The 14,572-nt window shown below is 40.9% G+C and carries 9 protein-coding genes and 3 pseudogenes; 11 read left to right on the top strand and 1 reads right to left on the bottom strand.

Annotated features, from left to right (window positions below; genetic code table 11):
• Window positions 1-199: 199 nt before the first annotated feature.
• From dnaK to BACHE_RS08590, 3 genes and pseudogenes are all read left to right on the top strand, one after another.
• On the top strand, window positions 200-2,119 hold the full coding sequence (dnaK, locus tag BACHE_RS08580; RefSeq protein ID WP_013547312.1) for a molecular chaperone DnaK: 1,920 nt from the start codon (window positions 200-202) through the stop codon (window positions 2,117-2,119).
• 203 nt (window positions 2,120-2,322) lie between these two features.
• Window positions 2,323-2,868 carry a helix-turn-helix domain-containing protein gene (locus BACHE_RS08585; protein ID WP_013547313.1) on the top strand — a complete coding sequence of 182 codons (546 nt, stop codon included), beginning with the start codon at window positions 2,323-2,325 and terminating at the stop codon, window positions 2,866-2,868.
• Window positions 2,865-3,311: pseudogene (locus BACHE_RS08590) on the top strand (Arm DNA-binding domain-containing protein); the annotation flags it as partial. The gene BACHE_RS08585 and the pseudogene BACHE_RS08590, both read left to right, overlap by 4 nt.
• A 45-nt stretch (window positions 3,312-3,356) precedes the next feature.
• Here BACHE_RS08590 and BACHE_RS17760 read toward each other — a convergent pair.
• A pseudogene (locus tag BACHE_RS17760) lies at window positions 3,357-3,631 on the bottom strand (transposase); the annotation flags it as partial.
• A 74-nt stretch (window positions 3,632-3,705) separates the two neighbouring features.
• On the opposite strand from BACHE_RS17760, the gene BACHE_RS08600 reads away from it, so the two are divergent.
• From BACHE_RS08600 to BACHE_RS17980, 8 genes and pseudogenes are all read left to right on the top strand, one after another.
• Entirely contained in the window at window positions 3,706-4,257 is a 552-nt protein-coding gene (locus BACHE_RS08600) for an RNA polymerase sigma-70 factor (RefSeq protein WP_013547314.1), read from the top strand.
• A 148-nt stretch (window positions 4,258-4,405) separates the two neighbouring features.
• The gene (locus BACHE_RS08605; protein WP_013547315.1) at window positions 4,406-4,693 is read left to right on the top strand and encodes an IS110 family transposase; all 288 of its coding nucleotides are present in this window, start codon (window positions 4,406-4,408) and stop codon (window positions 4,691-4,693) included.
• Between the two features lie 135 nt (window positions 4,694-4,828).
• Window positions 4,829-5,815 (top strand): FecR family protein, encoded by a 987-nt coding sequence (locus BACHE_RS08610; protein ID WP_041579763.1) that lies wholly within the window; start codon window positions 4,829-4,831, stop codon window positions 5,813-5,815.
• 162 nt (window positions 5,816-5,977) lie between these two features.
• A complete protein-coding gene (locus BACHE_RS08615; protein WP_013547317.1) occupies window positions 5,978-9,301 on the top strand; it encodes a TonB-dependent receptor in 3,324 nt (1,107 codons plus the stop codon).
• 15 nt (window positions 9,302-9,316) lie between these two features.
• Entirely contained in the window at window positions 9,317-10,957 is a 1,641-nt protein-coding gene (locus BACHE_RS08620) for a SusD/RagB family nutrient-binding outer membrane lipoprotein (protein ID WP_013547318.1), read from the top strand.
• A gap of 33 nt (window positions 10,958-10,990) precedes the next feature.
• Window positions 10,991-12,112: a glycoside hydrolase family 18 gene (locus BACHE_RS08625; protein ID WP_013547319.1), complete on the top strand. Its 1,122-nt coding sequence runs from the start codon at window positions 10,991-10,993 to the stop codon at window positions 12,110-12,112.
• Window positions 12,113-12,144: 32 nt separating this feature from the next.
• Window positions 12,145-13,287: a DUF1735 and LamG domain-containing protein gene (locus tag BACHE_RS08630; RefSeq protein WP_013547320.1), complete on the top strand. Its 1,143-nt coding sequence runs from the start codon at window positions 12,145-12,147 to the stop codon at window positions 13,285-13,287.
• A gap of 299 nt (window positions 13,288-13,586) precedes the next feature.
• Window positions 13,587-14,541, top strand: a pseudogene (locus tag BACHE_RS17980) (DDE transposase); the annotation flags it as partial.
• Between the last annotated feature and the right edge of the window lie 31 nt (window positions 14,542-14,572).

Here is a 14,572-nt window from a genome sequence, read left to right on the forward strand (position 1 = left end):
CCGGATTGGATAGAAATTAACAAATGGTAATTTCCGACAGGAAAAGTGGCTGTGATTCTGCCAAACTGACAGACAAACTGTCATAAACAAAGATTGGCAACTGCTCAGGGCAATTTGGCATAAGGTTTGTTTTTTTATAGGCGTCTGCTTGTGAGGTGGACACGGAAATAGAATAATAACAAATAAAATAATAACGATCATGGGAAAAATTATTGGTATTGATTTAGGAACTACGAATTCTTGTGTTGCCGTATTCGAAGGCAACGAACCCGTAGTAATTGCAAACAGTGAGGGTAAACGCACTACTCCCTCCGTAGTGGCATTTGTTGACGGTGGTGAGCGTAAAATCGGTGATCCTGCCAAACGTCAGGCAATCACGAACCCTACCCGCACGGTATCTTCTATCAAACGTCTTATGGGCGAAAACTGGGATCAAGTGCAGAAAGAAGTGTCACGCATGCCTTACAAAGTAGTGAAAGGTGACAACAATACTCCGCGTGTGGATATCGACGGACGTCTTTATACTCCGCAGGAAATCTCTGCAATGATTCTGCAGAAAATGAAGAAGACTGCCGAAGACTATTTGGGTCAGGAAGTAACGGAAGCTGTGATTACTGTTCCGGCTTACTTTTCCGATTCTCAGCGGCAGGCAACCAAAGAAGCTGGCCAGATTGCAGGTCTTGAAGTAAAACGTATTGTGAACGAGCCGACTGCCGCTGCCCTTGCATACGGTATCGATAAGGCTCATAAAGATATGAAAGTTGCTGTATTCGACCTTGGTGGTGGTACGTTCGATATCTCTATCCTCGAATTCGGTGGCGGTGTATTCGAAGTGTTATCAACCAATGGTGATACTCACTTGGGTGGTGACGATTTCGATCAAGTAATCATCGACTGGCTGGTTCAGGAATTCAAGAATGATGAAGGCGCTGATCTTACACAGGATCCGATGGCTATGCAGCGTTTGAAAGAAGCTGCCGAAAAGGCTAAGATTGAGTTGTCCTCTTCTACCACTACGGAAATTAACTTGCCGTACATCATGCCGGTGGGTGGCGTGCCCAAGCATCTGGTAAAGACCTTGACTCGTGCCAAATTTGAGGCTTTGTCTCATAATCTGATTCAGGCTTGTCTTGAACCATGCAAGAAGGCTATGAGCGATGCAGGTCTGGGCAATTCGGATATTGATGAAGTAATCCTTGTGGGTGGTTCTTCACGTATCCCTGCCGTACAGAAGTTGGTGGAAGACTTCTTTGGCAAAGTTCCTTCTAAGGGTGTAAATCCCGATGAAGTAGTAGCTGTGGGTGCTGCTGTGCAAGGTGCAGTCTTGACGGATGAAATCAAGGGCGTGGTACTGTTGGATGTTACTCCCCTGTCAATGGGTATCGAAACCATGGGTGGGGTAATGACTAAGTTGATTGATGCCAATACGACAATTCCTTGTAAGAAGAGTGAAGTCTTCTCCACTGCTGCAGACAATCAGACGGAGGTTACTATTCACGTATTGCAAGGTGAACGTCCGATGGCTGCGCAGAATAAGTCAATCGGCCAGTTTAACTTGACAGGTATTGCTCCGGCACGTCGTGGAGTTCCTCAGATTGAAGTGACATTCGACATTGATGCCAACGGTATTCTGAAGGTATCTGCCAAAGATAAGGCTACCGGTAAGGAACAAGCTATCCGTATTGAGGCTTCCAGTGGTTTGAGCAAAGAAGAAATCGAGAAGATGAAGGCAGAAGCCGAAGCCAATGCCGAAGCAGATAAAAAAGAACGTGAGAAAATTGACAAGCTGAATCAGGCTGACTCTATGATCTTCACTACTGAAAATCAGTTGAAAGAGTTGGGAGACAAATTGCCGGCTGACAAGAAGGCTCCGATTGAAGCTGCTTTGCAAAAACTGAAAGATGCTCACAAAGCCCAGGATTTGGCAGCTATTGACACTGCCATGGCAGAGTTGAATACGGCTTTCCAAGCTGCCAGTGCTGAAATGTATGCTCAAAGCGGTGCACAAGGTGGTGCACAGACCGGTCCGGATATGAATGGCGGACAGCAAGGCGGTGCGCAGGATAATGGCAAGCACGGAGATAATGTGCAGGATGCAGATTTCGAGGAAGTTAAATGATTCCGATAAGGATACAGATAATAAACAATAAGCAAAAGCGTGCAGCTCAATGAGTTGCACGCTTTTTGCGTTTATGGGATTCATGGTTGCTATGTGTTTTCTATGGGCTTTTTTATCTCTTATTTGCGACATGTTTGCGACACGTCTTATTTGGCGATAAGGTACAACTTAGATTGATATAAACCATTTAAAACGAGAAGAATATGCCAAGAGGAAATTACACCATTCAAAGAAGTTGCGAGGAGTGTGGTAAAATCTTTACTCCTCCCACATTAGTGTCGAAGTATTGTTGCCCTGCTTGTTCCAAGAGAGTATATAAGAAAAGACAAATCGCAAAAGAGAAAGAAGCGATACGCCAAGCACTGATTAGACGAATGCCATCCAGCAAGGGGTATCTAACCGTAAAAGAGGCTATGCTGATTTACGGAATTAGTAAAGACGTTCTTTATCGTATGATACGGCAAGGCTTGATACCGTCATACAATTTTGGTCGACGTCTAACACGTCTTAGCCGGCAATATATGGATGAACACTTCAAAACAAAGGCAGGGAGTAGAAAGAGAAAAAAGGAAGCATTGTCCTTTGAACCCAAAGATTGTTACACCATCGGAGAGATCGCAAAGAAGTTCCATATCAATGACAGCAGTGTATTTAAGCACATACGCCGTCATTCTATTCCTACACGTCAAATCGGTAACTATGTTTATGTTCCCAAATCTGAAATTGATAAATTATATAAGTCGTTATGAAGAAAGCATTGCCTAATACCAAAGTGACCGTCAAGCTCAGAAGGTCAAATTATAAAGAAGAGTGGTATCTGATTATAGAATCATACCCAGTTTATAAGCGAGGTTCTAAACGGGCAAGTCGTGTGGTGGAATCCATTAACCGAACTATATCTACACCTGTTTGGGACAAGTCGTCCATTGCACGTATTTTGCCGGATGGAACATTCAACTATAAGCCTAAGTGCGATTTGAATGGAATTATCCAATGCCGTTCAACGATAGACCAAGAGGCTTGTATCTATGCCGACAATGTGCGGAAGTTACGGCAGCATGAATACGATAGTGCCATCCTCTATACTGATAAGGAAAATGAAATCGCTGCACAGAATGAGCGAAGCGAACAGGACTTTATCAAGTATTTCAATAGTATTATAAGCACACGTCATCCCAATAGTTCCGATGCCCATGATTTCCAATTCACGCTTATAATCCCCAGCACTGCCTGATCAGAAGTAACCGATCCAAGGTGTCTTATGATCGGACTTGGGGATATAGGAGGGGCGATGGCTTTCCTTCTATCTGTGAGATGCTTGCTGATGATAGAACCGTTGAATGCAAACCAGTCGAATGTTTCATTCTCGAAAAGGTTACGGTATGTCTGTTCCGAAAAACATCCATGCCTGCCCAATTGGAGGAAGTTTATACGAACCGGTATAGCCATGAATAATTTCATAGTATCCATGAAAGTTTTTTCAGAAGATTTGCCTATATTTACGACAGATTTATTATATTACCATATCTTTAACCTTATACATGGTACATTTAATTTAACCGTTAACGCTGAAAAATACTAGAGAGATGGAAAATAACGCCAAGCAGATTGAATTAAAGTTTTCGAGGTTTTTTACTGTGAATTTTCCTAAAGTAAAGAACTTTGCTCAAATGCTGCTTAAATCTGAAAGTGATGCAGAAGATGTGGCTCAAGATGTTTTCTGTAAGCTTTGGATGCAGCCGGAATTATGGCTGGATAATGATAAAGAACTAGACAATTACATTTTCATAATGACTAGAAATATAGTTCTGAACATCTTTAAACATCGACAGGTAGAACAAGAATATCAGACGGAGATTAAAAAAACTTTTCTTTATGAACTGACAGAAAAGGAAGAGATCTTGAATAGTGTATATTATAAGGAGATGCTATTGATTATTCAGTTGACACTGGAGAAGATGCCGAAGCGTCGTCGGTTGATATTCGAACTTAGTCGTTTTCGAGGATTAAGCCATAAAGAAATAGCTGATAAACTCGATGTTTCTATCCGAACAATAGAGCATCAAGTTTATTTGGCATTGATCGAATTAAAGAAGGTATTCCTCTTTTTTGTTTTTTTCTCTAATATTTTTAAGTAGTATGTACGTGGTAGTTGTATTTAGCACATAAAGTTCAAAAAGAAAGAAAAAGATTCATGAAACACCCATAAAAATAAATTTCGTCCAAGATCATGTAGATTGGTTGGTATTGCCTATCTTAGAATTATTCATCAAAAGCCAGAATGTTATGAGTACAGTACCTTTCGAACAAATGATTCTCCGGGGTTGTGGAATAGATGTCCACAAGGACGTAGTCGTTGCCACGATAAGTGGTGAGGGTCTTAAAACTGAAACCCGCAGTTACAAGACTTTCAGTAGTTCTTTGACAGAATTAAAAGAATGGTTATTATCCAACGGTATCACCCATGTGGCGATGGAAAGCACCGGTGTTTACTGGAAACCGGTCTACAAGGTTCTTGAATGCTGCAAGTCCTTTAACTCGTGTATGATTTTTCTTAGCTTTGTAAAACAATAAAATGCCAAAAGATAATAGCCAGGCGCATTTGTATCTCTGCAAGTGCTTTCTTTTGTTGTGTCCGAACTGTACAAATCAATTTATTAATAGTTAAAAACGGCTCTCTTTACGATGGAGAGCACAATTTATTTACGTATGAAAGATTATATTCAACAACTCATAGAATTGTTCGGTCATAATAACTATTCAGCCGATACACAGCAGAAAATGCAGCAGTGGTTGGCTAATGAGGAGCATGTTGATGAAAAGGATGAGGCTCTTCGTGAGCTTTGGAAACAAGCAGGAGAACAGAAAGTGCCTGATGGCATGCAACAATCAATACTACGAATGCGGCAAAATTTGGGAATGAAGTCTATCACTTCGCGTAGAAATTACCAGTTGCTCATGTGGAGAGCTGCAGCTATTTTCTTGTTAACTGTTTCATCCGTTTCTATTTATTTGATGTTGGAAAAGGACCGACCGGAAAAAGATTTGGTTGAATGCTATATACCGACAGCGGAAATTCATGAACTTACATTACCGGATGGTACCCATGTCATGCTGAATTCGAAGAGTACACTACTATATCCAAAACAATTTACAGGAGAGACTAGAAGTGTATATTTGATTGGTGAGGCCAACTTTAAAGTGAAACCGGATAAGAAGCATCCTTTCATTGTAAAGGCCAATGATTATCAAGTTACTGCTTTAGGTACTGAATTTAATGTAAATGCTTATCCGGAAAATAGCGAACTGATGGCTACTTTGTTGGAAGGTAGTGTGAAAGTTGAATTCAATAACTTGCTGTCCAATATTATTTTAAAGCCTAATGAACAGTTGGTCTATGACAAATATACGAAAGCGCACAATCTGCGGATGCCTGAGATAGATGATGTGACGGCATGGCAACGTGGGGAATTGGTTTTTAGTAATATGCATCTGGAGGATATTTTTACAAATCTTGAACGTAAATTTCCTTATGCCTTTGTATATAGCCTTCATAGTCTGAAAAAGAATACATATAGTTTCCGTTTCCCCAAACAGGCTAATCTGGAGGAAGTTATGAAGATTATATCGCAAGTTGTAGGAAATGTAAACTATGTTGTCAAGGGAAATAAGTGCTATGTAACTAGCAAAGAATAAATATATTGTAGAACCTTTCTTAATTTAATACGTAATGCAAAAAAATACCCGGAAGGAATGGCCGTTCCTTCCGGATATGAAATCAATCTCTTTTAATATTAGCGTAATATTGACGCTATTCTGAATACTCCTAGAATAATAACTAATTAACTAATACTAAAGATGCTACAAATCTACGAAAAAATAGCAGAAAAAATAGCTCATAAGAGGGTTTTTCTCACTTTTTTAAGTCTTATTCTTATACAGACTTTCGCTTTGGCTCAGAATGATAGTAAAATAACTATCCAGCAGAAGAATATCACTGTCATTGATGCCTTAAAGACTGTGGAAAAACAGTCTAAAATGTCTATAAATTATAGTGATTCCGAATTGAAAGGAAAAGTAATAGCCCAGTTAAACTTGCAGAACGCATCCCTCGAAACCGCACTTGATGCCATCTTAAAAGGGACAGGCTTTTCATTCCAGATTCAAGGTAACTACATCATAATAACTGAAAAGAAGCCTGTAGTTACGAAAATCCTTAAAAATATCAAAGGAAAGGTTACCGATGAAAGCGGTGAACCGTTGATTGGAGTAAATATATCTGTGGATGGTAGTTCTACAGGTACGATTACCGATTTCGATGGTAACTTTACGATCAAGGCGGCAGAGAAATCTATTCTCAAAGTATCTTATATCGGATATGCTGCACAGATAATTCCTATTTCCAAGAAAGATTTCTATCCGGTTGTAATGAAGCAGGATACAGAAGTGCTCGATGAAGTTGTTGTAACGGCATTGGGTATCAAACGTGCAGAAAAGGCGTTGTCTTACAATGTACAACAAGTCAAGGGAGATGCTCTGACTACGGTAAAAGATGCTAACTTCGTAAACTCGCTGAACGGTAAGATAGCCGGAGTGAGTATTAACAAAAGTGCTAGTGGAGTTGGTGGTGCGACACGTGTTGTAATGCGTGGTGCAAAATCTATCGAAGGTGATAACAATGCTTTGTATGTGGTGGACGGTATTCCTTTGTTCAATACCAATATGGGAAATACTGACAGTGGTATTATGGGTGAAGGTAAGGCCGGAACAGAAGGAATTGCCGACTTCAATCCCGAAGATATTGAAAGTCTTTCTGTTTTGAGTGGTCCTTCGGCTGCTGCGTTGTATGGTAGTAGTGCCGCTAACGGTGTAATTTTGATTACCACTAAAAAAGGAAAAGAAGGAAAACTTTCAGTGCAGTTCTCTTCTTCTTCAGAGTTCAGCAAAGCTTATATGACTCCTGAGTTTCAAAATACGTATGGTAACAAAAAAGATATGTATGAAAGCTGGGGTGAGAAACTGTTGACTCCTACAAGTTATGATCCTAAGAAGGATTTCTTTAATACCGGAACAAACTTTATTAATTCGGTTACGTTGACCACCGGTACGAAATCGAATCAGACTTTTGCTTCTGTTTCTTCTACCAATTCCAAAGGTATTGTGCCTAATAATGAATATGAACGTTTGAATTTCACAATCCGTAATACGGCAACTTTCCTTAATGATAAATTACAACTAGATTTAGGTGCGTCGTATGTGAAACAGAAAGACAAGAATATGGTATCGCAAGGACAATATTGGAATCCGGTGATGGCCGCCTATTTGTTCCCTCGTGGTGAAGACTTTGATGGAATTAAGTCATTCGAACATTTCGATGAAAGCCGCCAACTTCCGGTCCAGTATTGGCCGGTGGCAGATCCGGTATATGCTTCACAGAACCCTTACTGGACTGCTTATCGCAATGTAGCTACGAATGAAAAGAGTCGTTATATGTTCAACGTAGGGTTGACTTATAATATTACCGATTGGTTGAATGCGGCAGCCCGTTTCAGAATGGATGACACACATGTATTGTTTGAACGCAAGATTTACGCTTCATCTGACGATAAATTTGCGGAAGGAAAGAAAGGACTGTATGGATACAATAACTATGAAGACCGCCAGGAATATGCTGACTTTATGTTGAACGTCAATAAGCATATAGCTGATTTCAGTATTGCTGCTAATGCGGGTTGGAACTATTCTAACTATTGGGCATTGGATAGAGGATACAAAGGCACATTATTAGGGGTTCCTAATAAATTTGCGGCTTCCAATATCGATCCGGCTAATGGCCGTATCTCAGAAAAGGGTGGTGATAGTCGTGTACGTAATCATGCTGTTTTTGCCAATTTGGAACTCGGTTGGAAGAGCATGCTGTATTTGACGTTGACCGGACGTAATGACTGGAATTCACGTTTGGTGAATACCGATGAAGAATCTTTCTTCTATCCTTCTATCGGTTTGTCCGGAATTATTTCCGAGATGGTTAAACTGCCTGAATTTATTTCTTATTTGAAAGTTCGCGGTTCGTATACGGAAGTCGGTGCGCCTATATCCCGTTCGGGACTGACTCCAGGTACGGTAACTACCCCTATTGTGGGTGGTGCATTAGATCCTACCGGTATCTATCCGTTTACTGATTTCAAGGCAGAGCGTACAAAGTCATACGAATTTGGATTAAGTCTGAAGTTGTGGAATAAATTAAGTGCGGAGGTAACTTACTATCATTCTAATACATACAATCAGACCTTCTTGGGTGATCTTCCCGAGTTTACCGGATACAAACAGATTTATTTGCAAGCCGGTAATGTAGAGAATCGTGGTTGGGAGGCTTCATTAAGCTATTCCGATCAATTTAAATGCGGACTGGGAATCTCTTCAACATTGACATTCTCTCGTAATATAAATGAGATTAAGGAGATGGTTGAGAACTATCATACAGATTTGATGGATGAGCCGATTAATATTCCGGAGGTTTTGAAGGATGGTGGTCGTGTCATCTTGAAAGAAGGCGGAAGTATCCACGATATTTATGCCAACACTTTCTTAAAGAAAGACCACTTGGGATATGTTGAGGTAAAGAGCGATGGAACCTTTGGAATGGAAAAGGGTGAACCCGTTTATTTGGGAAAAACTTCTCCCGATTTCAATATGGGATGGAACAATATGTTGACATACAAAGGCTTTGGACTCGGATTCCAGATCAACGGACGTTTTGGTGGCGTGGTGACCTCTTCTACAGAGGCATTGCTCGATCGTTTCGGTGTGTCCAAACGTTCGGCTGAGGCTCGTGAAGCGGGAGGCGTATTGTTGAAGGGACAAGGTCTGGTAGACGCGAAGTCTTATTATCAGATGATAGGTACGGGAAATTATGAAACCTCCGGTTACTATGTATACAGTGCCACCAATATTCGTTTGCAAGAACTTACTTTTAGCTATACAATGCCTAATAAGTGGTTTGGTAACGTGTTGAAAGATGTTACAGTTTCGTTTATAGCCAACAATCCTTGGATGTTGTATTGCGAAGCTCCGTTCGACCCGGAACTGACTCCTTCCACCAGTACTTACGGACAAGGTAATGATTATTTTATGCAACCGAGTGTTCGTAGCTTTGGCTTCGGTATTAAATTTAAATTATAATATACCTTCTTTATTATGAGAAAAATGAATCTGTTTAAACTATTAGCGGTGATATGCGCAATGGCGCTATTTGCCTCATGCAATTTTGAAGAAATCAATACCAACCAATTTGAGATGAGCGATGGAGAAGGTGCGATGGATGGTTTTGAAGTCGGAGGATTGATTACAGCTATGCAACGGACAGTGATTCCCGTAGGCACACAGGCTGATGATACGGATGTTATCAATGAATATCAAATAGCTTATCATCTATCGGCCGATAATTGGAGTGGATTTTTTGGCGAGAACAACAGTAACGGTTGGAACGCAGGTAGTAATAATACTACTTATTATTTGTTGGACAATTGGATAAAAGCGACCTATACACAGTCCTATACCAATGCTCTTGATCCTTGGAAGAAATTGAAAATAGCGGCTGAGAAAAATGGTACGCCCGAAGTCTTTGCTTTGGCTCAAATTCTGAAGATTTCCGCTTGGCACAAGACACTTGAAAGTTTCGGTCCGATGCCTTATTCTCATGCGGCGGACGCTACAATGAACATTCCGTTCGATTCGGAGAAAGAGGTGTATACGGCTATGTTTGAAGAATTGACCGCTGCCATTGAAGAATTAACAGAAAAGGCGGAAAATGGGGTGAATGTGATGGGGGCTTATGATGCGGTATATGCCGGAGATGCTACCAAATGGGTGAAATACGGCAATTCGCTGATGCTTCGTTTGGCTATGCGTGTCCGCTTCGCTAATGCGGAACTGGCGAAAAAATATGCTACTCAAGCAGTAAATCATTCTATCGGTGTGATGACGGCTAAGGATGATGCGGCTCAAATGAGTCAAGGAGCAGGCATGACTTTCCGCAACAACATTGAATGGCTGGCAGGCAACTATAATGAAGCTCGTATGGGCTCTTCCATTTTTTCTTATCTGATGGGATATGAAGACCCGCGTTTGAGCGTTTATTTTTTGCCGATGGATGGTAATACCTCTTATGGTGTTGAGGCTTTCGACGGAAAAATATATCAAGCGGTGCCGGCAGGGCATGCCAATGCGCAGAATGATATCTACAAATCTTGTTCAAAGCCCAATATTCAAAGTGGAACTCCTACATATTGGCTGCGTGCATCGGAAGTTTATTTTTTGCGTGCGGAAGCAGCTTTAGTGTGGGAAGGTTTCGGCAGTGCGGATTCATGGTATAAACAGGGCATTGATATGTCTTTTCAGGAGAATGGCGTGACCTATCCTGTAGATGATTATATGGATTCCAATTTGCCACCTCGGGCATATGCTCTTTCCCATTATCAGTATGGGCAAACACTTTCTGCTCCGTGTGAGACGACTGTCAAGTTTGAAGGAACAACTGAGCAGAAGTTGGAAAAAATTATGATTCAGAAGTGGATTGCTTTGTTTCCTAACGGACAGGAAGCGTGGACGGAATGGAGAAGAACCGGTTATCCGAAGTTGAATGTCATTAAGACTTTGAAAGGAGCAGTGCAAGGCGCAACTCTTGAGGGCGGCATTCGCCGTATGATTTATCCCACCAGTTTTTCTCAGACTAACGAGGGAAAGGCTATTTATGAAGCAGCCTTGAAGTTGTTCAATAACGGTGCAGGTGACGAAGATAAGTCTTCTACCCGTTTGTGGTGGGATTGTAAGAGATAACCTACATGTATCATTTTAATACAGATGAAGAATATGAAATCATTAAGAAAATTGTTACATATTATTCCATTGACAGGCATGATGGTAACTTCTTGCATGGATGTGGAGAATATTGAGATAGACCATATAGGTGGGTATGCCACAATGAACAATGCGGAGAGTGAGGCATATTATGCCAATCTGCGCGCTTATAAGGCGACTGCTTGGAATTACAATCGTCCCGTAGCTTTCGGATGGTATTCTAATTGGGCGCCTGCTGGAGCTTATCGAAGAGGATATCTCTCTGCTATGCCCGATAGTATGGATTTTGTTTCTATGTGGAGTGGCGCTCCAGGACGTTATGAAATCACTCCGGAGGAGAAGGCAGATAAAGAGTTTGTGCAAAAGGTGAAAGGAACGAAACTGTTGCAGGTAAGTCTGCTTTCTTATCTTGGTAAGGGTGCGACACCAAGTTCGGTATACCTCGAAGTGGAAAAACAAGCGGAGGAAGAAAGCTGGTCGGCGGCTCAATTGGAAACGGCGAAGAAACAAGCCCGTTGGAAATATTGGGGATTTGAAGGTCAGTTTGAAAGTGAAAACCATTATGCATGTCTGGCGAAGTTTGCCAAAGCTCTGTGCGATTCTTTGTATGCAAACGAATGGGACGGTTATGATGTAGACTGGGAAATCGGTAGTGGTGTGTTTGATATGGATGGCACATTGAGTCAGAATAAGCATTTGATTCATTTGGTTAAAGAGATGAACAATTACATTGGCCCGAAAAGCGATCCGGAAGGTAAAGGACATAAAATGATCTGTATTGATGGAAATATTTATGGGCTTACCCGTGAATTGGATGAGTATGTCGATTATTGGATTATACAAAGTTATGGTAGGTCCAATCCCGGTTTTGATGGTTATGGCGTTGATCCTAAGAAAATAATCTGCACAGAGAACTTTGAAAAGTATGCCACTAATGGAGGTCAATTGCTGAAGCAGGCTGCTGCTATGCCGCGAGAAGGTTATAAAGGTGGAGTAGGAGCTTATCGCTTCGATAATGATTATGACAATACGCCAAATTATAAATGGATGCGTCAGGCTATTCAAATCAATCAGCGGGTTTTCAATGAATGGAAAGCGAAACAAAACGAAGCGGAAAATAAACCGCAGGAATAAGTGGACTTATAAAATTCTAAAACAGTAAAAAGATGATGAATAAACATATATTCTATTATTTGATGGTAGGTAGTATGGCATTATTGCTGGGCGCTTGCAACGACAGCATGAATGACCTGTTGGAGCCTAAGGTTTATTTCGAAAGCAAGGAATATAATTTCTCGGTGGAAGATGAAATGGATGTAATGACATTTGATCTGGTTTCAAGACTCTCGTCAGCAACTTCCTCTCAGGTAGACGTATCATATAGTGTAGCCGAACCAAGTGTAGTAGACGAATACAATGCAAAGTATGGCACAAATTATGAGATGCTTGATGTTTCTCAGGTAAAGCTAAGCAGTACGACATCTTCTATTTCGAGTGGAAAATTGTATGCGGATAATGTAGAAGTCGAACTTTCCGGGTTAGAAGCCTTGAAAGCCGGGAACTCATATGTTTTGCCTATGCGGGTGCATTCGTCTTCGGTGTCGACTCTTTCCGGAACAAACATTGCATATTTCTTTTTCTCCAAACCGTTGAAAATTACCAAAGCTGGTAACTTCAGTAATCACTATGTTTCTGTGAAGTTCCCTGTCGGTACTTTCTTCTCGTCATTCACTTACGAAGCATTGATTAATGTGGATTATTTCCTCGATAATAATACGATTATGGGAACCGAAGGTGTGATGATTCTCCGTATCGGTGATGCGGGAGGAGGAATTACTCCTAAAGATTATTTGGAAGTGGCCGGAGGACAGAACTATCGTGTAACGAAACCGTTGTTAACAAATCGTTGGTATCATGTAGCGTTGACTTATGATCGACCGACAGGAAAAACTGGCATTTATGTAAATGGTGAGAAATGGGCTGGTTCAGATTGGGGTATTGACGGTTTTGATCCGAATTCGGATGTGGGTTTTTATATTGGTAGAATCTATGGTTTCAAATGGGGTGAACGTCCATTCCATGGTAAAATGAGTGAAGTCCGTGTTTGGAGTGTAGCCCGTACGGAAAATCAACTTAAGCAGAATATGCTGGGTGTTGACCCTGCTTCAGAAGGCTTGGCACTTTATTATAAACTAGACGGATCGGAGACTCAGGAAGGTGGAGTTATCAAAGATGCCACAGGGCGTATAAACGGTACTACAAATGGAATTACTATTAAGACGTTGGATGCTCCGATAGCTATCAATTAATGGAACACACAAATCTGTGAGAGTTTTTGCTCTTTGCATTTTTGAATATGAGTGAAAGCCTGCTTACTGAAAAGATAATATTCTTTTGGTAAGCAGGTTTCCTTTATTTATGTTTGTTTTATGACAATACTTCGGTAAATTTTTACCGGAACTTTAAAAGGGGATATTCAGTAAATCCTATAAAATTAGCCAACTAATTCGTACTTAAAGTCTTTTGAATTAGTTGTTTTTGTGTCTTTAGGTATTCCCCCTAAAATAAGGTTTGACGGCCAAAACGGGGGAAATATCCAAACCAAGATATCGAGAAGATACAAAATATTTCAGATATTCATCATACTTTAGGATTTACAAAATTCGATACTCTGGAGAAATATCGTAAGAGTTTTCATGAGAGTGAACTTGGTAACCTTCATTCCGTGTTTCCGTTTGAGAGCATAGCAAGAGAGACAGCTTGTCAGAACACCGACTAGGGTGCAGGAAGTGTTTCAGTTCTTCCGTAAAGATAGCCTTTATGGTCATGAAAGCCTGCACCAGATTCTCTGACAGACTGCTGGTAGAACATCTTAACGGAACTATCAGTTGTTCTGCGGTATCGTGATAGACCCGTTCCTCCCTATAACCAACTACAAGATTATCAGTGCTATCCGTAATGAGATTTCATCCCTTCTTGAAATTGACTCCCTTCAGAAGACTCTTGCCTCACACTGGAAGCCTTATCTTGAAAATCTTCACGTATGTATGACCGATGCCACATGTTATGAAAGTCATATGTGTTTTCCTACGAACATGAATCTCCTTTGGAAAAGTCTCGAATAGCTCTACCGGCATATCTGCATACATTGCAGGAAACTTGGTATAAGACGTCCCCGTAACAAATATACGGACGTTGCGGCATCCTATCTGTCCTATTGCAAGAAAAGAAAGGGGAAAGTTTCGAAGACAAGGATGCTGAGACGTCGCATGATCAGACTTCTGGAAAAACTCATCATACAACGGGATGACATTCACAAAGAATACGGCTTTTTACTCAAATATACACAGGATTATCAGAAACGGCTTTCCATAATCAGAAAGGTTCTTGTACAGGAAAAGGCACTCTTTGAAAGCAGGAAGGTCAGTGACCGTATTATCAGTATTGACCGTCATTACGTACGGCCAATCGTAAAGGGCGAGGAGACAAAATCTGTCGAGTTCGGTGCAAAGGTGGGCAATATACAGATAGACGGGATCTCGTTCATCGAGCAGACCTCTTTCTCTTTGGAATACAGACGGCAAACGCCATATT

This window comes from Bacteroides helcogenes P 36-108 (assembly GCF_000186225.1).
Taxonomy (GTDB): domain Bacteria; phylum Bacteroidota; class Bacteroidia; order Bacteroidales; family Bacteroidaceae; genus Bacteroides; species Bacteroides helcogenes.

What these genes read in the sequence shown, in the direction of transcription:
- dnaK (WP_013547312.1), top strand. Translation starts at nt 200, where the DNA reads ATGGGAAAAATTATTGGTATTGATTTAGGAACTACGAATTCTTGTGTT.
- BACHE_RS08585 (WP_013547313.1), top strand. Translation starts at nt 2,323, where the DNA reads ATGCCAAGAGGAAATTACACCATTCAAAGAAGTTGCGAGGAGTGTGGT.
- BACHE_RS08600 (WP_013547314.1), top strand. Translation starts at nt 3,706, where the DNA reads ATGGAAAATAACGCCAAGCAGATTGAATTAAAGTTTTCGAGGTTTTTT.
- BACHE_RS08605 (WP_013547315.1), top strand. Translation starts at nt 4,406, where the DNA reads ATGAGTACAGTACCTTTCGAACAAATGATTCTCCGGGGTTGTGGAATA.
- BACHE_RS08610 (WP_041579763.1), top strand. Translation starts at nt 4,829, where the DNA reads ATGAAAGATTATATTCAACAACTCATAGAATTGTTCGGTCATAATAAC.
- BACHE_RS08615 (WP_013547317.1), top strand. Translation starts at nt 5,978, where the DNA reads ATGCTACAAATCTACGAAAAAATAGCAGAAAAAATAGCTCATAAGAGG.
- BACHE_RS08620 (WP_013547318.1), top strand. Translation starts at nt 9,317, where the DNA reads ATGAGAAAAATGAATCTGTTTAAACTATTAGCGGTGATATGCGCAATG.
- BACHE_RS08625 (WP_013547319.1), top strand. Translation starts at nt 10,991, where the DNA reads ATGAAATCATTAAGAAAATTGTTACATATTATTCCATTGACAGGCATG.
- BACHE_RS08630 (WP_013547320.1), top strand. Translation starts at nt 12,145, where the DNA reads ATGATGAATAAACATATATTCTATTATTTGATGGTAGGTAGTATGGCA.